Source organism: Streptomyces sp. CB02959 (assembly GCF_002803155.1).
Classification (GTDB): Bacteria; Actinomycetota; Actinomycetes; order Streptomycetales; family Streptomycetaceae; genus Streptomyces.
Genome location: NZ_NNBP01000013.1, coordinates 147,380 through 167,488 on the forward strand (window position 1 = coordinate 147,380; position 20,109 = coordinate 167,488).

The window sequence follows — 20,109 nt, forward strand, 5'->3', positions numbered from 1 at the left end:
GACGGGCGGCACCAGCATGCCGGGGAACAGCCCTGCGGGATGATGCCGGGCGGCCCTGTGCGGGGATTCCAGGGCGCACCCACGCCTGGCAGAACTCCTTCCACCGGCTCGCACGCTGCTTCGAACGGCGGGTCACCGTCATCGAAGCCTTCTTCGACCTCACCGACGCGATCATCACCGTCCGCAGCCTGATCCGCCGAGCCTGGACCACCCACGGCTGGGATACACGTCCTCGATGCCGACTATGACCGATGCCCGGCGTACGGACGTTCAGGTGTCGGCCGACAGCCGGTCGCCGATTTGCACGGCCGCTACCATAGTCATCGGCACGTCCAGGATTGGTCGTTGATCGAACAGCCCCCAGGACGCGCCGTGCCTTCGGCGGCGGCTCCTTCCACGGGGCCAAGTTCTCCGGCGGCGAGGTTGACTTGCGCGAGGCGTCGGCCCGTTGTTCGGGGCCGACGTGCTCGCGCAGCCGCCTGTCGGCCTTCTCCTCCCGCCGCCTGTCACCGCCACTCCCACCCGAGCGCCCCGGAGTAGCACGGCCTGGCATCCCTCGCTAAGTGGTCGGCTTCGTAAGCCCTTCGGGGGTTGATCAAGCTGCGAGCGCGACGGAGGATTCTTGCTGGTGATCGGCGGTGTGCCGGTCGCGTCTGGCCAGCAGATCGTCCAGGTCGGAGGTGGTGAACCTCAGCTGGAACGGCTGTGCCGTGGCGTTGTAGCGGTCTTCGAAGGCTAGGAGCCGGTCCCTGACCTGGGCCAGGTCGGTGAAGTCGTTGGGCGAGACCGCCTTGCGCCGGACGACGGAGAGGTAGATCTCCACCTGGTTCAGCCAGGAGGCATGCACAGGGGTGTGGGCCATGACCGCGTTCGGGAACGCCGCGGCCAGCCGGTCGGCGGCCTTCTTGCCGCGGTGGGAGGAGCCGTTGTCGACGATCCAGAACACGCGCTTGGCGCTCGCGTAGGGCTCGATGCCCATGACCTGGGCGACCAGGTTCATGAACGGCGAAGCGGCCTCGCCACCTGCGCACCGTGTCCAGATGCAGGCCGGTCTCCCGGGCGATGCGCGCGTCGGAGCGTCCACGCGCCGCGTGCAGAACCACCTGCGCCCGCAGACGCAGCCGGTACTCGGCCTTGTGGCCGTAGGCCATCTTCTTCAGCCGCTCACGCTCCGAGGCGGTTGGAGATAATCGGGCGGGCCGAGGCAACTGGCATGAGATGAGGACCGATCGGGAGAAGTGGATCACGACAACCCGTAGCTTGCCGTGCCCGCTCCCCGACCCGCCCGGCACGAAGGCGGTCGCGCCCACACGGTCGGCACACACCACCGCTTCGAGCAGCTCCTTGCCGGGCGCGACCGCACCGCCTTGCCGCAGCCGAGCACCTGTAGGTGATACCCGCAGGCCGTGCGGGCCCACAGGACGGGCCCGTCGGGGTGCCGATAGCCTCACTCCAGGTCAATTCCCGGCCGACAGAGGAGACACCGTGGTCATCGTTGAACACGAACTGACGGTCCCTTGGGAAGCGGTCCTGATGGAGCCGACCGCGGGCAACGGCACGGGTGTCGTCGTACTGGCCGGGTCGAGCGGCCGGGTGGACCGCCAACGCGCGAGGCTTCTCGCCGAGAAGGGTTTCCTCGTGCTGGCCATCCGGTGGTACGGCGGACCGGGGCAGCCGGCGGGAATCTGCGAGGTACCGCTGGAGACGTTAGTCGCGGCCGTCGACCTGCTGCAATCTCGTGGAGCGGAGCGCGTCGGCATCCTCGGCTGGTCCAAGGGCGCCGAGGCCGCGCTGCTCACCGCCGTTCACGAGCCGCGCGTCAACGCGGTGGTCGCCATCTCTCCGAACGCGCTGGTCTGGTGCAACGTGGGACCGGGGCTCGACGGGCGGGACCGGCCCTGGCGGTCCTCCTGGACGTGGCAGGGGCAGCCGCTGCCCTTCATCCCGATGGACGGCGACTCCTGGCAGCCCGTGGAACAAGGCGACGGTCCGGTAGCGATTCGAGGCTGGTACGAACTCAGCGAGCGGACCTACGCCCGACGTTTGGACGCCGCCACGATCCCGGTGGAGAAGGCGTCCGCCGACATCCTGCTCGTCGCCGGCGGCGACGACGCCATGTGGCCTTCCCTACGGTACGCAGAGCAGCTGGCCGCGCGCCGCCGAGCAGCCGACACCCCAGTCCACCTGGTGACCCGCGACGACGCCGGACACCGGCCGCGCTTCCCGGGTGAAGGCCCCGCCGCGCCCTCGAAGACCTTTGCCTACGGAGGGACAGCCCGCAGCGACGCCCTGCTCGGCGAAGCGGCCTGGGCACCCATCCTCGGCCTACTCCATCCGGGCCAGACCAAGGCCAACTCCACGTGACAGGCGCCAACATCATCGTGGTGTCACTGCCGGGCGGGCTTCTGCGCGCGAGGCGTCGGGGCCTACGCGCAGCAGACTCCGACGTCAACCCCCGAATGACTTCCAGGCTCGACCACTTAGGACAGCTTTGTCGACGTGTTTCGGAGGCAGTTGGCGGACCGTCAGCTCGAAGATGTCGATGAGAAATGACGGCGCTGGCGTGACCGTGAACGCAGGCGGCCAGCCGCCCGCCAAGGCAGCTGGGCAGCGAGGCCGTTAGCCCTCTAGCGGGCCGGGAGACGGCGAGAGTCCCTCTGGGAGTATCAGCACACTCGCTCGTATTCGACCTGGTCAAGGGGGTTCCCATCGCCAAAGTCGTGGGTGCGTGCGGTGCCGCGCTCGGTGAAGCCGCACTTGGCGTAGAAGCGACGGGATTGTGGTGTGTCGCGCAGTGTCCACAGGTGTACCTGGGGGAACCCGTCGTTGCGCAGGTGGTTCAGTGTCTCGGTCATCAGCGCGGTGGCGATGCCGCTGCCCCAGCTGTCGGGGTGGCTGAAGAAGGTATGGATCTCGGCAAGCCCCGGCCGGGTCGAGGATGGGCCGGAGGCGGACATTGCCAGAGGTCGGCTGTCGTGTTCGGCCAGCAGGATCGTTCGTGCTCCCTGTGCGATCCTTTCGTGCCATCGTGTTCGTCTGCTCTGGATCGCACGTGTGGCGAACTCCGGAGTGAAGAAGGGGGCATAAGCCGCTTCCCAGGCTGCGGCGTGGATCTCGCCGAGGACGTCCCCGTCGTACTGGCCGGCGCGACGAACTGTGAACATCCAATCAGCCTATCGGCAATGGCTTCCAGGCTGCTTCGGAATGCGCATCCCAGCCCTGCGGGATCTGGCCGAAGAGATCGCTCGAACCGGCGGGCACGGCTGCGAACAGGAGACGCTCTACGACGACGTCCTGCCCACACTCCCGGGCCTGCTCAAAGCCGTCCACGCATCTGGCAGTGCCTGACCTCGCGGAGGCGCGAAGAGCAGGGCCCTCTCCGCGGGAGACCGTCCCGGCCACCGCACGGTGCCGGGACGGAGCTCCGCGGGCGGTTCAGCGGTGCCGGGCCGGGCACCAGTCGGGCGCGGCACCGATGGTCTCGACGTAGCGCGCTGCCGCCCAGGCGGGCCGGCCCTCACCGAGTTCGTACCAGCGCGGATTGCCGTGCACGTCCTGGCCGTCGACCTTGCAGACGAAGGTGACGACCGTGCCGTGCGGCAGCGAACCCACCGCCCGGTACGCGGTCCCGGGGCCGGACCGCAGCACCAGACCGGACCGGGCGATGACGCGGCCCTTGAACGGGCCATGGCCACCGCCCGCGGCGACCGGTGCCGGGCCCGCGGCGGTGGCCGCGCCGGTGCCGAGGACACCGCAGAGGAGTCCGGCGCCCGCCAGCACGGCGGCGCCTCGGCGGAACGGGGACAGGTGTGTCATGGCCAACCTCCCGGTCGCGATCCATCCGGCTGTCCGGACGTTTCGGTGCCAGGCGAGAATTCCCCGACTGGCGTCCGGAACCCTTGCCGAGCCACCGAATCCACCGTCCCGGGCACTTCTCGAATACCTGCCCGGGACGGTGCATCCGGCGGTGGTGGGGAGGTGCGGTGTGATGGTGCGTCAGGAGGGCACTCGCGGAGCCACCTGGGAGGCGAAGCCGGCTGCGGTGTTGCACAGGTCCGGTTGTGCTCCGCTGTCCGACTTGACGTGCACGAACGCCTTTCCGAACGAGGTGGGCCACAGGACCACGCACCCCAGGTCGTTCCCGGTGACCGACGCGGAGGGGACGTTGGCGATGCTGGTCGGCGTGGGCTCCGGCGACACCGGGATGTCCTTGGAGTAGATCAGGTCGTAGGTGAGGGACACACCGCCCGAGGTCCAGCTCCAGCTGCACGCCTTCAGTCCGGACTGCGGGTTGGCGGAGACGTCCGCGCGGCCCGGGGACAGGCCCAAGGCCGCGGCCGTGTTCGGGTCCAGCGCCGAGCAGGGGTCGGCGGCCGTGCCGACGGCGCCCGGCCCCGACGAGGAGCCGGGTTCGCCGGGGGTGCCCGACCAGCTGACGCTGGGCGCGGACGATGGGAGGCCACTCCACCCCGGGGAGTCCTGACTGTCGTCGCGCGCCAGTCGCCACAGGCCGACGACGGCCGCCGCGACCAGCACGAGCACCGTGACCGTCACGATCAGCATGCGGCGCGACCTGCCGTCCGGCAGCGCGCTGACCGGGCGCGACGGCTCCACCCAATCCTGTCTGTCGTCGTTCCACTGGGCCATGCCGACCCCTCCTAGCCCTGGCCGCCGAGGAGTTGGATGATCTGCTGCACCACGGCGGTCGCCGAGGCGAGCCCCGCCACGGCCGTCGTACCGAGGTCGAGTCGGTCGCGCAGCCACTGCAGGCGGTCCCGTCGCACCTGCCCGGTGGTGTCGATCTCCGCTTCGGCGTCGGCCAGCCGGGCGTCGATCTCCGACGTCTCGTCCGACGCGTTGAGCAGGGGGAGTTGTCGGCGCAGGGTGCCCAGGGCCGCGCGGAGTTCCGGCGGCGCGTCGATCGCCGGCTGGGTCGAGGCGTCGAGCGCCCGGGCATCCGCGCCGGCGGCCGCGGCGCCGCCGGCCATGACGCCGATGCTGATCCCGCCGGTGCTCGGCGGTACGGCGGGCGCCGCGGCGCCGTCCACGAGCGCGAGCGGCGGTGCCGGGCGGCCGTCCCGCAGCGAGCGGTCCTCGGCACTGGCCCGCTCCCCGGCCGCGACCGCGCCGCCGGTCAGAACGCCGATGCTGATGCCGCCGCCGGCCCCCTTGCCGCCCGGTGCCTCGTCGCCGGGCGGGGGAGAGCCGCCCGTTCCCGTATCGGGAGCCGTCCGGCCCTCCGCCGGTTCCTGGTCCTCCACCGTCATCCTCGACCGCCCCCCGTATCCGTCGATGTGTCCGTGTGCTTCGCCGAGGCCCGCTCGCCGGAGGCGACCGCGCCGCCGCTCATCCCGCCGATGAACACCCCGCCCTCACCGACGTTGATGATGTACTGGTCGAACACGCCCGTTTCGTAGCCCTTGTTCCGCAGGGCTTCCTGCACCCCGTTGGCGATCCGGTCCTGCAGGGTCTTCACGTACCGGCTGATGTCCATCTCCTGGAACAGCGAGAGCTCCGCCACGCTCCCCAACTCCCTTACGGAAGCGGCCGGCGCGTCCGGCAGGGCGTACTGCGGCATCGCCAGCCAGGTACGGAAGAGGGACACCGTCGCCTGGCCCAGCGAGACCACGGCGGCGCACCCCGCCGAGGGGCTGGTCAGCACGCCGCGGACGGCATCGCGCAGCGGGCCGTCCCCACCGTGCGCCGCGAGCACGTCCACCGACTTGAACTCCGGGCGCACCGGTGTCAGGACGTGCGGGGCGACCTCCAGCACCAGCATCCCGCCCTGGGTGTGGATGCGGACCAGCAGGCAGATCGCAACCTGCTCGTCCCAGGCCCCGACCCGCACTCGCAGGAAGTGGCGGCGGGCCTCAGCGCCCTCGCCGACCGCCCGGTCGAGGTGGTCGCGGATGGTGTCGGGAGCGTAGTCCACCTCCTCCCGCGGCAGTCCGACCGGCAGATAGACCAGTTCCTCGACTTCGAGGGAGCGCAGCCGGTCCCGACTGGTGGCCGCGGCCGAGGTGCGCAGTGCCTCCAGCCGGGGCTTGATCAGATCGACGACCTCACGGCCGGTGAGCGGCGCGGTGCCGGTCCCGGGCCGCGACTTGGTGAACGAGAGGGGTTGCGGCCGCGGCGGTGGGTCCCCTTCCGCCGGCTCCCCGGGCTCCGCCCAGGTCTGCTTCAGCTCCATGGCGACCGACCACGGCTTGTACGGCGTGCCGGCGCCCACGAAGGGCCGGAACGGGTCGTAGATGGCCAGCCGGGCGTGCTGCTCCCGCGCGATGGCCGCGCCGATCCGCTGGTACTGGGCGGTGGCCGGCAGTGTCACGCGCCGCCCCTTGGCGAAGGCGTCGCGGCTCAGCTGATGGCGCATGACGGAGACGACGTGCGTCCGGTACGCCCAGACGGGCGGTACCAGCAGGATCGGGAACACCACGGCGATCCAGGCATCACCGCCGCGGAACAGCGTCAGGAGTACGGCCGCCCAGTACACCACGGCGATCAGGAACGGCAGCACCGGCAGCACGGCCTTGAGCCGGCCGCGGGTGGCCTCCTTGATCACCGAGCGCCCCAGGGCGAACAGTGAACTCCGGGTCCCGCGGGCGAGCCAGGACACGACGCAGACCGCCGCGTACGCCAGGAACCAGGGGACGGGCAGCAAGGTCTGCGCGCCGACATCGGCCAGATCGAGCCCGATGAAGACGGCCCAGACGGCCAGCAGCAGTAGCCCGGTCTGCGTCTCCCGGCGGCGGGCCTGCAAGGCGTGGGCGAGGACCGGCAGCGCGTCGTAGCCCAGCGAGGGCGCGATCGGCCGTTCCTCGTGTTCGACCAGTTCCTGGATGACGCGGCGGCGGAACTGGCCGTCGAAGTAGACCCCCGCACAGAGCAGCCGGGTGGCCTCGCTCCGGCCGTGCTCGGTTGGCGGGGTGGGGGATGAGGAGGAAGGGTCCGTCGATGAGGTGTTCGACGGTGCGGTGGCTGGATGTTCGGGGACGGGCATGATCATGCACCCCCGTGATCGAACTCGTCCTCGGTTGCGAGGAGTTGACGGAGTTGCTATGGGGCAGTATGACCCCCGGTCGCCGGGCCCGGAAGGGATTCCGGGCGATTGGTGACTGCGGTAGGGAGCTGAGGCGCCGAGCGGCGGACCGCTGCCGGTTCCGCCCTCGCGCCCGCACGTACGCCCACCGCCGCGCCCGCGAGCGACGGCGCGCCGGCGGTGGCCGAGCGTCGCGCCCACCGCCACCGCCACCGCCACCGCCACCGGTGCCGGTGCCGGTACCGGTACCGGCTCGCACCCGCGCCCGGCTCTGCGCCGGACTCCGCCCGCGCCCCCCGTTCCGTCCGCCCGCCCGCCCGTTCGCCCGACCGTAACCGGGAGAGTTAGTGGCCGTTAACCCGTCCATGAGTGAAATGAACGACCGACTGCTCAGCCTCGTCGACGGCGTGGTGGATCTGGACGAGAAACGACTGCCGCTGCTCACCTTGCGGGAGGCGCAGGCAGCGATCGAGCTGTTGCGACTGCTGGCGGCGGGAACCGGCGAAGGGTCGCACGCCGCCCGGCACTTGGCGCGGAACCTGGGGCGCCGGCTGCCGTCGTCCGAGCAATGACCGGCGGCGATGGCGGCGGCGCCGCCGGATGAGGGGGCGGAGCCGGGGCGAAAATCCGCGATCGCTAGGATTTTCGACATGGCGAAACACCTGTTATTCGTGGCTCTTCTCGGTCACGGCCACATCAATCCCACGCTGCCGCTGGTCGAGGAACTCGTTCGGCGCGGCCACCGCGTGGACTACGCCACCAGCGCGGAATACGCCGACGCGGTCACCGGCTCCGGTGCCCGCTGGGTGGAGTTGCCGCCGCTCCCGACCATCGAAGCCCCCACCGGCGACTTCGGACCGGAGATCTTCGGTCGCTTCATGCGCCACTTGTTCACCGGAATGCGGGCGGCCTATCCCGTGCTGCGGGAACACTGCGCCGCCGAGTCGGTGGACGCGATCTGCTACGACGCGATGAACTGGTGCGGCCGGATCCTCGCCGAGGAGCTGGGCCTGCCGGGGGTCCGTCTCATCCCCAACTTCGCGTCGAACGAGACGTATTCGCTGTTCGCCCAGTTCATGGACGGGACCGGCGGGGTGAATCCGGTCGTCGCCGCGATCGGCCCCGACTGCGAGGAATTCGCCGCGGAGAACGGTGTCGCGCTCGACCCGGCGAACCTGTTGGACGCGACCGAAAAGCTCAACCTGGTATTCATACCCAGGGAGTTCCAGCCGGCCGGCGACTCCTTCGACGAACGGTTCCACTTCATAGGTCCCTCGCTCGGCAGCCGCGAGGACGAACCGTGGTCGCCGCCGGACCCCGAGGCTCCGGTGCTGTTCGTCTCGCTGGGCACGGTCTTCAACGACCGCCCGGAGTTCTACCGCACCTGCATCGAGGCCTTCGCCGGCGAGCCGTACCACGTGGCGATGTCGGTGGGCGGGTTGGATCCCGCCGCATTGGGGCCGATTCCGGCGTCGTTCGACGTCCGGGCGCGGTTCCCGCAGCCGGCCGTGCTCCAGCGGGCCACCGCCTTCGTCTCGCACACCGGCATGAACTCCACGATGGAGTCCCTGTACTACGGAGTCGGCCTGATAGCCGTCCCGCAGATGCCCGAACAGGCCGCCAACGCCGGACGGGTGCAGGAACTCGGACTCGGTGAACAGCTCGACGCGCGCACGGTGACCGCGGAGGCGCTGCGCGCCGCGGTGGCCAGGGTCGCGTCCGACGCCGCGGTCCGAGCCAACCTCGACCGGATGCAGAAGGTCGTACGGGAGAGCGGCGGTGCTGCGCGCGGTGCCGACGTGATCGAGGAGTACCTGCGCTGACCGGCTAGCCGGTCCGCCCCGCGGAGGTGGGGGCGGACCGGCCCCGCATCACGGGCCCGGCGACGGGTCGGGCTCGGCGTCGGTGAGCATGCCCGTGCGCAGCCGGCTCAACGTCCGGTTCAGCAGACGGGAGACATGCATCTGCGACACGCCGAGTTCGGCCCCGATCTGCGACTGGGTCATCTCCTGGCCGAAGCGGAGCTCGATGATGCGCCGTTCGCGGTCGTCGAGCCGCTGCAGCAGCGGCGCGAGGGCGTGGAGGTCCTCGACGGTCTCCAGGGCGGGGTCGTCCGCGCCGAGGACCTCGGTCAGCGCGCGCCGCTGGTCGAGCGGATCGGGGTCGACCGGGGTGTCCAGGGAATCCGCGGAGTAGCCGTTGGCCGCGACGAGGCCCTCGATCACCTCCTCCTCCGGCAGCCCGAGGTGCGCCGAGAGTTCCGCGACGGTGGGGTCGCGGTCCAGCGCCGTGTGCAACTGCTCCTTGGCCTTGGCGAGTTGGGTGCGCAACTCCTGCAACCTGCGCGGCACGTGCACCGCCCAGCCGGTGTCCCGGAAGAACCGCTTGATCTCACCGAGGATGTAGGGCACGGCGAAGGTGGAGAACTCCACCTCGCGGGAGAGGTCGAAGCGGTCGATGGCCTTGATCAGCCCAATGGTGCCGACCTGGACGATGTCCTCCATGTCGTCGCCGCGATGGCGGTAGCGGCGGGCGACGTAACGCACCATCGACATGTTCATCTCGATCAGCGTGTTCCGTGCGTACTGGTACGCACGGGTGCCCTCTTCGAGCTCGCGCAGCCGGACGAAGAACTGCTTGGACAGCTCGCGGGCGTCCCGGGGCGCCACCGCACGCGGGTGCCTGACCTCCGGGAGACCGCCGTCGCGTTCCGTGGTGCGCGCCGGGGCCGCGGTGCTGTTCACGACGATGGTCATCACGCCTCCCTCCGTGCCCGACTCCCGCGGGCACCTGTGCCGGCGCCTACCCGGCTCGGGCCGGGGCATGCGTATCCGGTGCGAATCCCACCGCTGCGGGGGACCGGTCACCGGTGGTCATCGGCGGTCACCGGCCGGGGCATCCCAGGAAGGCGAAAGCAGGGACCGTCACTCGGGCCGCGCGCCCCCACGGCACCTCATCCGAGGCGCAGTGCGACGTGGATGCCCTTGCCGAGCGCCGTCGGCGTGATGGCGACGGACGTGGCGAGTCGGCGGACCAGCGACCAGCCGTAGCCGCCGATCCGGCCGTTCCGGTCGTCGGGCGGGACGAACGGGTGGACCGGGCTGGCGTCCTCGACGGTCACCTCCAGCCGATCGCCGCGGATCCGCGCGGTGAAGCCGGTGACCCCGCCGGCGTGCCGCAGGGCGTTGGTGACCAGTTCCGAGGTGATCAACAGGGCGTCGGCCACCACCAGGTCGTCGATCTGCCGGTGACAGGAGTGCAGCAAGGTGAGCACGCGGTCGCGCGCTTCGCCTGAGGTAGCGGGAAGTTCCGCTGTGAGAGCCACCGTTCACCTCCCTGGTGGTGCGGGATCCGGCCTCGGGTGTGCGCCTACCCGCCGTACTGCGAATCGTGCATCAGGAGGTCACTCTGCCACACCGCCGGAGCACGCCCGGGCCGTTCCCGGCTTCGTCTCAGTGCAGGGGGAGCCGGGGCGGGACCGGGGGAGCGGTGAGATGCTCCAGCGTGCCGGTCACGGTCAGCAGCCGGTCTAGGGCGGGCGGGCGCTCCTCCAAGTGCAGCCGCACCCCCAGCGTGCTGGTGCGGCGGTGGACCATCAGCAGCGCCGACAGGCCCATGGAGTCGCACAGCGCCAGCCCACCGCAGTCCACGTGCAGGGACCGCAGGCCCGCGTGGGCGGTGAGCTGCTCGGCCACGGCGTCCTGGAACTCGGGGGCGCTGTCGACGTCGAGTTCGCCCCGCACCGTGATCTTGAGCGCGTCGGGGCCGATGAGAGTCGAGGAGAGGCGAAGTATCCGGGCGGGCGGTGCGTCGGTCATGCGGGCTTTCCGGGGTCGTTCCGTTCGGGGTCGGGCCGGCCGGGAGCGTGCAGCGCCTCGGAGAGGGCCTGCCGGCTGCGGGAGATCAGACCCGCCGCCCGGGGGAAGTCCCGGAGCCCGTGCTCCAGGAGGTCGAGGGCGGGCAGCAGCGATACGGGAGGTACCGCGCGGGCGTGCAGGACGTCCGCCGTCCAGACCAGGAAGCCGCTGAAGACCTCGCTGTCGTCGGTGTAGAGGGCGGCGCCGAGGAATTCCACGATGTGGGCGATGTCCTGGGCGGTGTGGTCCCGCTGGCGGTCGTCGTAGTCCCGGACGGCGGGGAAGCGGGACTCCAGGCCCGCCAGCACGTCCCGCACCAACTGCCGGGCGCTCCCGGCGACCAGCGTGTATTCCTGGTCCGCCAGGTGCGGCAGGTCGTCGAGCACCTGGTGGTCCGATGCCCGGCGGGCCAGGGGGCGCCGCAGCCGCTCGGCGGCCTGCCGGGCGTCCGGTGCCCAGGCATCGGCACCCAACTGGTGGGCGTGGCGGCCGTCGCTCCCGAAGACCGCGCCGCCCACCAGCACCGGGACACCGGTGGCCTGACAGGCGGTGAGGGTGGCGTGCGCGGTGGGCAGCCGGGTGACCAGGGAACCGGACAGCGCCACCAGATCGGGGTTGGTGAGGTGGAGGTGGGCGATCAGATGCGGGGCCGGTACCTGCGCGCCCAGGTAGTCGACCCGCCAGCCGCGCAGCCGGAGCACCTCGGCCAACAGCCGGGCGGGCAGCGCGTGCCACTCGCCGTCCACGCAGGCCACGGTCACCCGGCCGCGCTCCGGTTGTGCGGGGGCGGCATCCGGATGCTGCGCGAGCATGGCGATGACGCGGTCGTTGATCGCGGTGGCGGCGTGCTCCTGCGCCACGGTCAGCCGGTTCGCGGCCCACTCCACGCCGACCTTCCGCTGGACGCGGCCGATGACGTCCAGCAGCAGGGTCTCCGCGGGTACGCCATCGGCCAGGGCGGCACGGGCGCCGGCGGCGTGTTCGTCACCGCTGCGGACCGCCTGCCACAACCGGTCGGCGTGCCGGGCGACTTCGTCTCCGGTCGTCGCCGGGGGCGGGACTGTCGAGGACGTCGTCATGCACCGGGTCCGTCCGTCGGGGGAGCGTCGGCCGTGGGGGAGGGAGCGCCTCGGGGCGCGGTGACGGTGACCACGGCCATGTCGTCGTGCTTGTTCGGACCGACCCACTCGGCGGCGAGCATCTGGACGTGTTCGGCCACCGCCTCGGCGGGCATCCCCGCGCAGTGGGCGAGGGCCCGCCGCAGCCGCGCGTCGCCGAAGAGTTCGTCGCCCAGCGGGCCGCCTCTGGACTCGGTGATGCCGTCGGTGAACAGCACCAGGGACTCACCTGGGGCGAGGGTGAGCGGGGCGGTCACCGCATTGATCTCCGGCAGGACGCCGACGAGGTTGCCGAGGGTCTCGGCCTCCGCCACCCGGCCGTCCGCGCGGACGACCAGCGGAGCGGGGTGCCCGGCGCAGGTCACCCGCAGCTCCACCCGGTCCGCGCGGCGGCGTGCCGAGGCGACGACGAGCGTCGCGAACCGGGTGTGATGGGAGCTGAGCAGTGCGCCGTTGAGCAGCCGGAGCATCCGGACGTGGTCCCCGGCCATCGGCAGCAGCGCGTGCAGGGTGTTGCGGATCTTGCCGGTGAGCACCGCGGCGTCCAGCCCCTTGCCGCACACGTCGCCCAGCACCACCAGGGACTCGTCCCCGGACACCGCGGCCGGGTGGATGTCGTAGAAGTCGCCGCCGACCCGCTCGCCGTCCTTGGCCGCACGGTAGCGGGCCGCGAACTCGATCCCGTCGACCTGGCCGACGCGCGGAGGCAGCAGGTCGCGCATCAACGTCTCGGTGATGTGGGCCTGTTCCGCGTAGAGCCGGGCCGCGGACATCGCCGCCCCGGCCCGCGCCGCGAACAGCCGGGCGAAGACCTCCTCGCTCTCGCTGAACGCGGCGTGCTGGGCGCGCCTGAGCAGGACCAGCGCGCCGGCCGGGACACCGTGGCCGGGCAGCGGGGTGACCACCATCGCCCCCACCGGCCCGAAGCCCTCGGGCACCAGCCACTCCGGTGCCGCCGCCGGATCGATCCACCGGGAGGCCACCGGCGGAAAACCCTGCAGGGCCTCCGCGAGGCCGGGGGCCATCTCCGGTGTGACGCCGGTCAGTTGGCGGGCGGACGTCCCGGTGGCGTCGGCGGACACCATCGGCAGTACCCGCCCGCGCGGGGGCGCGATGACGACGGCGGCATCCGCGAGGTGGGCGGCCGCCAACCGGCCGGCCACCTCCATACAGCGGTCGAGGTTGAGCGATGACAGCAGTTCGTTGGAGGCCCTGGCCAGGAACGCGGTCCGACTGCGCTCCTGGAGCAGCTGCCGCTCGGCCAGCCGGACGTCGGTGTCGTCGGTCAGCCACCACACGACCTCGCCGTCGGGCAGGCGGGTCGCATGGGCCTCGAAGCTGCGCCCGGCGACCTCGCCCCGGGGTGGCGGGGCGTGCGGCGCGGGTGTGGTGGGGAGGCGGTCGTGGGCCAGGAAGAGCCAGTCGGGCAGTACTTCGCGCAGGGTGCTGCCCTCGACGGCGCCGGGTACCAGCCTGCCGAACGCCTCGTTGGCCCGACGCACCGTTCCCACGGGGCCGGCCACGAGGGCCGGGTAGGGTGCCGCGTGCAGGGCTGCGTCACTCCAGGTACTGTCGGCGGAGCGGTTGGCGGAGTTCACCACATGTCGGGCTCCGGGCCTTCCGGAGCCGCTCACCTTCCGTGGTCGTGCGTGCGAGGGGGCTGCCGCCCACCATTCCACTGGCCGGCTCCCGCGCGCAATCCGCCCCCGGCCAATTCTTCCGCGCGGCGTGCCGCCCGACTGCCTGGCGCCCGGCCACGACCCGCCCCGGGTCGGGAAGTCGCGTCATGTGCACGCTTATTCCGGCCGTACCGTGATCTCCGGGAGCCCTGCGACCACCACCCGTGACATCCTGTCACTCATGCACGCACCCACACCGGCCGTGGTCACCCACGCAGTTGAGGATCAGGTGTTCGTCATCCGCGTCACCGGCTCCCTCGACCACGAGAGTGCCGCTCTCCTGGAAGAGGCGTGTGCGTTGGCGGAGTCGCACGACGCCCGACGGACCGTGGTCGACCTCTCGCTCACCGACTTCGCGGACTCCACCGTCCTGCACGTCCTGCTCGGCGCGCAGCGCGCCCACCACCGCCGGCAGGGCAAGCTGCTGGTGGCGGGCCCGTTCCAGGCGGTGGTCCGGCGGCTCTTCGAGGTCACCGGGACCGCCGACTACTTCACCCTCGTCGACAACGTGCCGAGCGCCGTGCGGGAGTGACCCGGCCGCCACGGTGACAGCGCCGTGCCGGGGCCGTGCCAGGGCCGTGTCAGAGGGCGCCGTACTCGGCGAGCCGGCGGGCCAGCGCCTGCACGAGGTCGCGCAGTTCCGCCGGGCGTTCGATGACGAACGGGCAATCCAGAGCGGCCAGTACGGGGGGAATCCAGTCCAGTCGCTCGGCTCGCATCCGAACCCGGACCCAGCCGTTGTGCGGGTCGGCGGCGGGGTCGGCAGCAGGGTCGGCGGAACCGTCCGGCGGGGCTTCGCCGCCGTCCGGCGGGCCGGTGCCGTCGACGGCGGCGGTGGCAGGGATCGCGGACAGGGTCGCGATGCCGGGCGGGAGGCGGCTGCGGACGTGTTCGGCGCTGCCGCGGATCCGCAGCGACACCTCGTGGGTCCAGGGCGTCCGCGCGAGGCCCTCCAGCACGTCGGCCACCGGGTCGAACGCTGCCGGGACGGCGAACGAGCCGGACCGCACGGTCATGGCGGTGATCCGGTCCAGTCGGAAGGTCCGGGTGTCGCCGTCGGCGGCGGCCGGGTCCGCAGCGGTGAGGTACCAGCGTCCGGAATGCGCCACAAGGCCGTAGGGCAGGACGGTGCGCTCGCTCCCGCGGCCGGTCCGGTCGGTGTAGGCGATCTCCACCGGCCGCTGGTGGAGCGTGGCCTCCGCAAGGCCGAGCAGTACCTCCGCCTCCGGAGCGGCGGCGGGGCGGGGCCGGGCGGTGAAACCGGCCGTGTCCAGCAGTGCCTCCAACCGCCGCGCCAGGGCCTTGGGCAGGACCCGCCGGAGTTTCGCCGCGGCGCTCTCGGCCGCAGCGGCGGACGCGGTCACCAGCCCGGCCCGCTGCGCGGCCAGGAGGCCGAGGACGACGGCCAGGGCCTCCTCGTCGGTGAGCATCAGCGGCGGCATCCGATAGCCGGGGGCGAGCCGGTATCCGCCGTAGCGGCCACGCACCGAGTCGACGGGCACGCCGAGATCCAGCAGGTGGCCGACGTACCGGCGGACGGTGCGTTCGTCCACGTCGAGGAGGGCGGCCAGGTCGGGGACGGTGCGGATGCCGCCGCCCTGAAGGATCTCCAGCAGGGCGAGCACCCGGGTGGTCGATGTGGTCACCCGGACAAGTCTGCCTCCGATACCGGGCGGATTCTGTCCGGTATCGGTCCTAGCGTTCGAGGCGTCCCTTCAACCGGTGCCCCTTCCCCGGCGCCGCCTCTCACAGGAAGCAAGTCCTCATGAACTTCGTCTCGATCCGCGTGATCACCCACGACGTCGCCCGCCTGGTCGCGTTCTACGAACAGGTCACCGCCGTCTCCGCGACCTGGTCGACACCTGACTTCGCCGAACTCGTCACCGCGTCATGCACGTTGGCGATCGCGAGCGACCGCACGGTGGCGCTGTTCGGCGGGGACTCGGCCCAGCCGGCCGCCAACCGCAGCGTGATCACCGAGTTCCGGGTCGTCGACGTCGACGCCGAGTACCGGCGATTGACGTCGCTGGCCTGCGAGTTCGTTCAGCAGCCGACGACGATGCCGTGGGGCAACCGCTCCCTGCTCTTCCGGGACCCCGACGGGAACCTGATCAACTTCTTCACGCCCGTCACCGCCGACGCCGTGCAGCGGCACGATCGCCAGGAGACCGCCGCCCATTAGGAAGTCGGCGGATAGGGTCGACGACGTCCACGAGATCACCGAAGTCCCGCTTCCGGATACCGAGGAGTCGTCGATGCACCACCCGGATCCGGGCCATCCCGCGCGGCTCGCCGCGTACGGAACCGTCGCCACCCGCCTGGCGCTGCTCAGCGACCGCCGGCTCGGCGGGATGGTGGCCGCCGCGGTCCCGCTCGGGTCCGGTATCGGCGGGCGGTCGGCGGAGCTGGACATCGACGGCACGCGGGTGTTCGTCAAGCGGGTCCCCCTGACGGACACCGAGTTGCGGCCGGAGAACGTGCGGTCGACGGCGAACCTCTTCGGACTGCCGATGTTCTACCAGTACGGGGTGGGCTCGGCCGGGTTCGGGGCCTGGCGCGAGTTGGCGGTGCACGTCATGACCACCAACTGGGTCCTGGGCAACGCCTACGAGGGCTTTCCGCTGATGTACCACTGGCGGGTGCTGCCCGACTCCCCTCCCGAAGGGTTCGCCGACGGGCTCGGGGGCGTCGACGGGGCGGTCGCGCACTGGGAGGGCTCCGCGGCCGTGCGCAAGCGCCTGGAGGCCATCGGCCGGGCTTCGGCCAGCCTGGTGCTCTTCCTGGAACACGTCCCGCAGACCCTCGGCGACTGGCTGCACGACCACCGGACCGCCGCCCCGGACGGCGGGCAGGGCTCGCCGTACCTGTGGGCCGAGGACGCCCTGACACGCGGTGCCGCCTTCATGAGCTCAAAGGGACTCGTCCACTTCGACGCGCACTTCGCCAACGTCCTGACCGATGGGCGGCGGCTGTACTTCGCGGACTTCGGACTCGCGCTGAGCTCCGACTTCGAACTGACCCCGGCCGAGGCGGAGTTCCTCACCGACCACCTCGTCTACGACCGCTGCCACACGGTGAGCCATCTGCTCCGCCACCACCTGCCCGAGGAGCTGTTCGGCGGGAGGGAACGCGACGCCTTCCTGCGGGAGTGGATCGCCGGCCACCGGCCCGACGGCGTTCCGCGGGAGCTCGCCGCGCTCGTCGACCGGCACGCCTCGGCCGCCGTGGTGCTGGGCGAATTCCACCGGCGGGTGCTGACCGAGAGCAAGCGGACGCCCTTTCCGGCCGCCGAGATCGGGCGGGCCCTGGACAGCGTGGCCGCGGCGCCCCGCTGAGGCCCGCACCGGCCCCGGGCAGGGTTCTCGGCTCGGCCGGGGAGCGGGCGTTCGCGTCAGGGGGAGTGTTCCGCCAGGTCCAGGGCGATGTCCACGATCAGGTCCTCCTGTCCGCCCACCAGGCCCCGGAATCCGGCCTCGACGAGGATGTCGCGGGTGTCCAGGCCGTAGCGCCCGGCGGCGTCCTCGGCGTGGCGGAGGAAGCTGGAGTAGACACCGGCGTAGCCCAGCGAGAGGGTTTCCCGGTCGACCCGGACCGGTCGGTCCTGGAGCGGGCGGACCAGGTCGTCGGCCGCGTCCATCAGACGGAAGGTGTCGCAGCCGTGCCGCCAGCCCATCAGGTCGGCGACGGCGGCGAAGGCCTCCAGGGGGCAGTTGCCCGCGCCCGCTCCCATGCCCGCGAGGGAGGCGTCCACCCGGCGGGCGCCGTGCTCCACCGCGACCACGGAGTTGGCGACGCCCAGCGCGAGGTTGTGGTGGGCGTGGATGCCGATCTCGGTGTCGGCGTCCAGGACGTCGCGGTAGGCGCGGATCCGGTCGCGGACCCCGTTCATGGTGAGGCGGCCGCCGGAGTCGGTGACGTAGACGCAGTGGGCGCCGTAGGACTCCATCAGCTTGGCCTGCGCGGCGAGGGTCGCCGGGTCGGCCAGGTGGGACATCATCAGGAACCCCGCGACGTCCATGCCCAGTTCGCGGGCGGTGCCGATGTGCTGGGCGGCGGTGTCGGCTTCCGTGCAGTGGGTGGCGACGCGGACGGAGCGCACGCCCAGGGCGTACGCGCGCCTGAGTTCGGCGAGGGTGCCGATGCCGGGCAGCAGGAGGGTGGTGAGGGTGGCGCGCCGCACCACCTCGGCGGCGGCCGCGATCCACTCCTCGTCGGTGTGCGCGCCGGGGCCGTAGTTGACGCTGGAGCCGGCCAGGCCGTCGCCGTGGGAGACCTCGATGGCGGCGACCCCCGCGGCGTCCAGGGCCCGGGCGATGGCGCGGACGTCGTCGAGGCCGTACTGGTGCCGGATGGCGTGCATCCCGTCCCGGAGGGTGACGTCCTGCATGTAGAGGTCGTGGGTCATCGGGTGGCCAGCCTTTCCGCGACGCGCAGTGCTGCGGACGTCATGATGTCCAGGTTGCCGGCGTAGGCGGGCAAGTAGTGGGCGGCGCCCTCGACTTCGAGGAACGTCGAGACCAGCTGCCCGCCGCCGGCGAGTGCGGCGAGCGGGTCGCCGGGGCCGATCGGGCGGATCTGGACCGGTTGTTTGAGCCGGTATCCGGGCACGTAGGCGGCGACTTCGGCGACCATGGCGCCGATGGCCTCGGTGAGGGCCGCGCCGTCGGCGCCGGCGCCGACCACGCAGTGGACGGTGTCGCGCATCAGCGGCGGTGGGTCGGCGGGGTTGAGGATGATCACCGCCTTGCCGCGGGCCGCGCCGCCGACCACCTCCAGGGCGCGGGCGGTGGTTTCGGTGAACTCGTCGATGTTGGCGCGGGTGCCCGGTCCGGCGGACCGGGACGAGATCGAGGCGATGATCTCGGCATAGCGGACGGGCGTGATCCGGGAGACCGCGGCGACGATCGGCACGGTGGCCTGGCCGCCGCAGGTGACCATGTTGAGGTCGGGCGCCCGGAGGTGCTCGTCGAGGTTGACCGGCGGGACGACGAACGGGCCGACGGCGGCCGGGGTGAGGTCGATCAGCTGCTTGCCGTAGGGCTCCAGCACGGTGGCGTGGTGCTGGTGGGCGGCGGCGGAGGTGGCGTCGAGGATGATGTCGATCGCGTCGAAGTCGGGGCGGGCCAGCAGGCCGCCGACGCCGTCGTGGGTGGTGGGGACTCCCAGACGACGGGCCCGGGCCAGACCGTCGGAGGCCGGGTCGATGCCGGCCAGGGCGGCCACGCTCAGTACGCCGGAGGTCCTGAGCATCTTGATCATCAGGTCGGTGCCGATGTTGCCGGACCCGATGATCGCGACCTTGGTACGGGGCGGGGCGGGGCTCATCGCGCGCCCGCCGCCGGGCCGAAGAAGCGGCGGGCGTTGCCGCCGAGCAGCGCCGCGCGGTCCGCGTCGGTCAGGCCGGCGCAGGCGCGGATGGCCGCGCCGGGTTCCTGCTCGCCGAGCGGGAAGGGGAAGTCGGTGCCGAGCATGACCCGTTCGGTACCCATCACGTCCAGCAGCAGGCGCAGCGCCCTGGGGTCGAAGACGGCCGAGTCGACGGAGAAGCGGTCGGTGTAGAAGGAGGGCGGGTGAGGGGAGTCCTCGCGGACGATGTCGCGGTGGTGCCAGGCGTTGTCGGCCCGGCCCAGGAGGTAGGCGAAGCTGCCGCCGCCGTGGCAGAAGCACATCCGCAGCGAGCGGGGGAGCCGTTCGAATCCGCCGGACAGGATCAGGGAGAGGAGCGAGAGTTGGGTTTCGGCTGCCATGCCCACCAGCCACGGCAGCATGTACCCGCGGGCCATCCGGTCGGCGCCGAGCATGTCCCACGGGTGGACGAGGACCGGCATGTCCTCGTCGGCGCAGTGGGCGAGGAACGCGAGGAGGTCGGCGTCGTCGAGGTAGCGCTGCCCGACGTGGTTGCCGATGTGCACTCCGCGGTGGCCCGCGGCCTTGGCCCGGGTGACCGCCGCGGCGGCCGACGCGGCGTCCTGCAACGGGACTTGGCACAGTGGCAGCAGCCGGTCCGGGGCCTGGCCGCAGAAGTCCAGGATCCGCTGGTTGACCAGCTCGCACCAGTCGGTGGCGCGGGCCGGGTCGGCGGCGTAGCCGAACAGCAGGGGGGTGGAGGAGACCGCCTGGACGTCGACGCCGGAGCGGTCCATGGCGGCCAGTCGGCTGCCGGGCTCCCACAGTTCCGCGCGGACCGGGCGGTAGTCGTCGGCGCCGCTCATCATCATGCCGGTGCCGTCGCCCACCTCCCGCAGCCAGGGCTCCCCGGCACCGCCCAGGATGCGGCTCTCGGCGCGGGAGATCCTCGGGAAGAGGTGGGTGTGGACGTCGATGACGGCGGCACGGTCGTGGCGTTCGGTGGGGTTGCGGGGGTGGATGTCGCTGACGGTCACGGGACTCCGTTTCGAAGGCCCGTGGGCGGGCGG

Annotated in this window: 22 protein-coding genes and 2 pseudogenes; 8 read left to right on the forward strand and 16 right to left on the reverse strand. The window is 71.9% G+C overall.

Annotation, left to right across the window (positions count from 1 at the left end; all coding sequences use genetic code 11):
* Positions 1-74: 74 nt before the first annotated feature.
* A pseudogene (locus CG747_RS21935) lies at positions 75-248 on the forward strand (IS5/IS1182 family transposase); the annotation flags it as partial.
* Between the two features lie 347 nt (positions 249-595).
* Here CG747_RS21935 and CG747_RS49690 read toward each other — a convergent pair.
* Positions 596-1,000 carry a transposase gene (locus CG747_RS49690; RefSeq protein ID WP_257980608.1) on the reverse strand — a complete coding sequence of 135 codons (405 nt, stop codon included), beginning with the start codon at positions 998-1,000 and terminating at the stop codon, positions 596-598.
* A 25-nt stretch (positions 1,001-1,025) separates the two neighbouring features.
* A pseudogene (locus tag CG747_RS51035) lies at positions 1,026-1,151 on the reverse strand (helix-turn-helix domain-containing protein); the annotation flags it as partial.
* A 334-nt stretch (positions 1,152-1,485) separates the two neighbouring features.
* Between CG747_RS51035 and CG747_RS21945 the strand changes: the two are divergent.
* Complete coding sequence (locus CG747_RS21945) at positions 1,486-2,364, forward strand: acyl-CoA thioester hydrolase/BAAT C-terminal domain-containing protein (protein WP_100603487.1); 879 nt, start codon at positions 1,486-1,488, stop codon at positions 2,362-2,364.
* 302 nt (positions 2,365-2,666) lie between these two features.
* Here the strand turns inward: CG747_RS21945 and CG747_RS21950 are convergent, their stop codons facing one another.
* Positions 2,667-3,164, reverse strand: a complete 498-nt coding sequence (locus tag CG747_RS21950; RefSeq protein ID WP_100603488.1) for a GNAT family N-acetyltransferase — start codon at positions 3,162-3,164, stop codon at positions 2,667-2,669.
* 40 nt (positions 3,165-3,204) lie between these two features.
* On the opposite strand from CG747_RS21950, the gene CG747_RS48145 reads away from it, so the two are divergent.
* A complete protein-coding gene (locus CG747_RS48145; RefSeq protein ID WP_180985660.1) occupies positions 3,205-3,348 on the forward strand; it encodes a hypothetical protein in 144 nt (47 codons plus the stop codon).
* Between the two features lie 87 nt (positions 3,349-3,435).
* Here CG747_RS48145 and CG747_RS21955 read toward each other — a convergent pair whose 3' ends face one another.
* The 4 genes from CG747_RS21955 to CG747_RS21970 form a co-directional block, all read right to left on the reverse strand.
* Positions 3,436-3,816: an SH3 domain-containing protein gene (locus CG747_RS21955; RefSeq protein WP_100603489.1), complete on the reverse strand. Its 381-nt coding sequence runs from the start codon at positions 3,814-3,816 to the stop codon at positions 3,436-3,438.
* A 180-nt stretch (positions 3,817-3,996) separates the two neighbouring features.
* Positions 3,997-4,647: a DUF3558 family protein gene (locus CG747_RS21960; RefSeq protein ID WP_100603490.1), complete on the reverse strand. Its 651-nt coding sequence runs from the start codon at positions 4,645-4,647 to the stop codon at positions 3,997-3,999.
* 11 nt (positions 4,648-4,658) lie between these two features.
* On the reverse strand, positions 4,659-5,267 hold the full coding sequence (locus CG747_RS21965; RefSeq protein WP_146022125.1) for a hypothetical protein: 609 nt from the start codon (positions 5,265-5,267) through the stop codon (positions 4,659-4,661).
* The gene (locus CG747_RS21970) at positions 5,264-7,000 is read right to left on the reverse strand and encodes a hypothetical protein (RefSeq protein WP_257980609.1); all 1,737 of its coding nucleotides are present in this window, start codon (positions 6,998-7,000) and stop codon (positions 5,264-5,266) included. Before CG747_RS21970 ends, CG747_RS21965 begins: the two co-directional genes overlap by 4 nt.
* Positions 7,001-7,404: 404 nt before the next feature.
* On the opposite strand from CG747_RS21970, the gene CG747_RS21975 reads away from it, so the two are divergent.
* A complete protein-coding gene (locus CG747_RS21975; RefSeq protein ID WP_257980610.1) occupies positions 7,405-7,611 on the forward strand; it encodes a hypothetical protein in 207 nt (68 codons plus the stop codon).
* Positions 7,612-7,689: 78 nt separating this feature from the next.
* A complete protein-coding gene (locus CG747_RS21980) occupies positions 7,690-8,862 on the forward strand; it encodes a macrolide family glycosyltransferase (RefSeq protein WP_100603494.1) in 1,173 nt (390 codons plus the stop codon).
* Between the two features lie 48 nt (positions 8,863-8,910).
* Here the strand turns inward: CG747_RS21980 and CG747_RS21985 are convergent, their stop codons facing one another.
* The 5 genes from CG747_RS21985 to CG747_RS22005 form a co-directional block, all read right to left on the reverse strand.
* Positions 8,911-9,795 (reverse strand): RNA polymerase sigma factor SigF, encoded by an 885-nt coding sequence (locus CG747_RS21985; protein ID WP_100603495.1) that lies wholly within the window; start codon positions 9,793-9,795, stop codon positions 8,911-8,913.
* 197 nt (positions 9,796-9,992) lie between these two features.
* On the reverse strand, positions 9,993-10,364 hold the full coding sequence (locus tag CG747_RS21990; RefSeq protein WP_100603496.1) for an ATP-binding protein: 372 nt from the start codon (positions 10,362-10,364) through the stop codon (positions 9,993-9,995).
* A 127-nt stretch (positions 10,365-10,491) separates the two neighbouring features.
* Positions 10,492-10,857: an STAS domain-containing protein gene (locus tag CG747_RS21995; RefSeq protein ID WP_100603497.1), complete on the reverse strand. Its 366-nt coding sequence runs from the start codon at positions 10,855-10,857 to the stop codon at positions 10,492-10,494.
* Positions 10,854-11,975 carry a B12-binding domain-containing protein gene (locus tag CG747_RS22000; protein WP_100603498.1) on the reverse strand — a complete coding sequence of 374 codons (1,122 nt, stop codon included), beginning with the start codon at positions 11,973-11,975 and terminating at the stop codon, positions 10,854-10,856. Before CG747_RS22000 ends, CG747_RS21995 begins: the two co-directional genes overlap by 4 nt.
* On the reverse strand, positions 11,972-13,615 hold the full coding sequence (locus CG747_RS22005; protein ID WP_100603499.1) for a PP2C family protein-serine/threonine phosphatase: 1,644 nt from the start codon (positions 13,613-13,615) through the stop codon (positions 11,972-11,974). The genes CG747_RS22000 and CG747_RS22005 overlap by 4 nt, the downstream gene beginning before the upstream one ends.
* Before the next feature lie 259 nt (positions 13,616-13,874).
* Here CG747_RS22005 and CG747_RS22010 point away from each other — a divergent pair, with 259 nt between their 5' ends.
* Positions 13,875-14,225, forward strand: a complete 351-nt coding sequence (locus tag CG747_RS22010; protein WP_180985645.1) for an STAS domain-containing protein — start codon at positions 13,875-13,877, stop codon at positions 14,223-14,225.
* 49 nt (positions 14,226-14,274) lie between these two features.
* Here CG747_RS22010 and CG747_RS22015 read toward each other — a convergent pair whose 3' ends face one another.
* Positions 14,275-15,339, reverse strand: a complete 1,065-nt coding sequence (locus CG747_RS22015; protein WP_100603500.1) for a YafY family protein — start codon at positions 15,337-15,339, stop codon at positions 14,275-14,277.
* Between the two features lie 119 nt (positions 15,340-15,458).
* On the opposite strand from CG747_RS22015, the gene CG747_RS22020 reads away from it, so the two are divergent.
* Together CG747_RS22020 and CG747_RS22025 are read left to right on the forward strand one after the other, a co-directional pair.
* On the forward strand, positions 15,459-15,875 hold the full coding sequence (locus CG747_RS22020; RefSeq protein ID WP_100603501.1) for a VOC family protein: 417 nt from the start codon (positions 15,459-15,461) through the stop codon (positions 15,873-15,875).
* A gap of 73 nt (positions 15,876-15,948) precedes the next feature.
* A complete protein-coding gene (locus CG747_RS22025; RefSeq protein WP_100603502.1) occupies positions 15,949-17,028 on the forward strand; it encodes a hypothetical protein in 1,080 nt (359 codons plus the stop codon).
* A gap of 56 nt (positions 17,029-17,084) precedes the next feature.
* On the opposite strand, the gene dmpG is transcribed toward CG747_RS22025, so the two are convergent.
* Genes dmpG through CG747_RS22040 form a run of 3 tightly spaced genes read right to left on the reverse strand, consistent with a single transcriptional unit; the run spans position 17,085 to position 20,076 of the window.
* Positions 17,085-18,098 carry a 4-hydroxy-2-oxovalerate aldolase gene (dmpG, locus tag CG747_RS22030; RefSeq protein ID WP_100603503.1) on the reverse strand — a complete coding sequence of 338 codons (1,014 nt, stop codon included), beginning with the start codon at positions 18,096-18,098 and terminating at the stop codon, positions 17,085-17,087.
* Positions 18,095-19,018 (reverse strand): acetaldehyde dehydrogenase (acetylating), encoded by a 924-nt coding sequence (locus tag CG747_RS22035; RefSeq protein WP_100603504.1) that lies wholly within the window; start codon positions 19,016-19,018, stop codon positions 18,095-18,097. Before CG747_RS22035 ends, dmpG begins: the two co-directional genes overlap by 4 nt.
* On the reverse strand, positions 19,015-20,076 hold the full coding sequence (locus CG747_RS22040; protein ID WP_257980613.1) for an amidohydrolase family protein: 1,062 nt from the start codon (positions 20,074-20,076) through the stop codon (positions 19,015-19,017). Before CG747_RS22040 ends, CG747_RS22035 begins: the two co-directional genes overlap by 4 nt.
* Between the last annotated feature and the right edge of the window lie 33 nt (positions 20,077-20,109).

Bases quoted from the DNA above. Each gene is read 5' to 3' on its own strand.
- CG747_RS49690 (WP_257980608.1), bottom strand. From the start codon at position 1,000: ATGAACCTGGTCGCCCAGGTCATGGGCATCGAGCCCTACGCGAGCGCC.
- CG747_RS21950 (WP_100603488.1), bottom strand. From the start codon at position 3,164: ATGTTCACAGTTCGTCGCGCCGGCCAGTACGACGGGGACGTCCTCGGC.
- CG747_RS48145 (WP_180985660.1), top strand. From the start codon at position 3,205: ATGCGCATCCCAGCCCTGCGGGATCTGGCCGAAGAGATCGCTCGAACC.
- CG747_RS21955 (WP_100603489.1), bottom strand. From the start codon at position 3,816: ATGACACACCTGTCCCCGTTCCGCCGAGGCGCCGCCGTGCTGGCGGGC.
- CG747_RS21960 (WP_100603490.1), bottom strand. From the start codon at position 4,647: ATGGCCCAGTGGAACGACGACAGACAGGATTGGGTGGAGCCGTCGCGC.
- CG747_RS21965 (WP_146022125.1), bottom strand. From the start codon at position 5,267: ATGACGGTGGAGGACCAGGAACCGGCGGAGGGCCGGACGGCTCCCGAT.
- CG747_RS21970 (WP_257980609.1), bottom strand. From the start codon at position 7,000: ATGCCCGTCCCCGAACATCCAGCCACCGCACCGTCGAACACCTCATCG.
- CG747_RS21975 (WP_257980610.1), top strand. From the start codon at position 7,405: ATGAGTGAAATGAACGACCGACTGCTCAGCCTCGTCGACGGCGTGGTG.
- CG747_RS21980 (WP_100603494.1), top strand. From the start codon at position 7,690: ATGGCGAAACACCTGTTATTCGTGGCTCTTCTCGGTCACGGCCACATC.
- CG747_RS21985 (WP_100603495.1), bottom strand. From the start codon at position 9,795: ATGACCATCGTCGTGAACAGCACCGCGGCCCCGGCGCGCACCACGGAA.
- CG747_RS21995 (WP_100603497.1), bottom strand. From the start codon at position 10,857: ATGACCGACGCACCGCCCGCCCGGATACTTCGCCTCTCCTCGACTCTC.
- CG747_RS22000 (WP_100603498.1), bottom strand. From the start codon at position 11,975: ATGACGACGTCCTCGACAGTCCCGCCCCCGGCGACGACCGGAGACGAA.
- CG747_RS22010 (WP_180985645.1), top strand. From the start codon at position 13,875: ATGCACGCACCCACACCGGCCGTGGTCACCCACGCAGTTGAGGATCAG.
- CG747_RS22020 (WP_100603501.1), top strand. From the start codon at position 15,459: ATGAACTTCGTCTCGATCCGCGTGATCACCCACGACGTCGCCCGCCTG.
- CG747_RS22025 (WP_100603502.1), top strand. From the start codon at position 15,949: ATGCACCACCCGGATCCGGGCCATCCCGCGCGGCTCGCCGCGTACGGA.
- dmpG (WP_100603503.1), bottom strand. From the start codon at position 18,098: ATGACCCACGACCTCTACATGCAGGACGTCACCCTCCGGGACGGGATG.
- CG747_RS22035 (WP_100603504.1), bottom strand. From the start codon at position 19,018: ATGAGCCCCGCCCCGCCCCGTACCAAGGTCGCGATCATCGGGTCCGGC.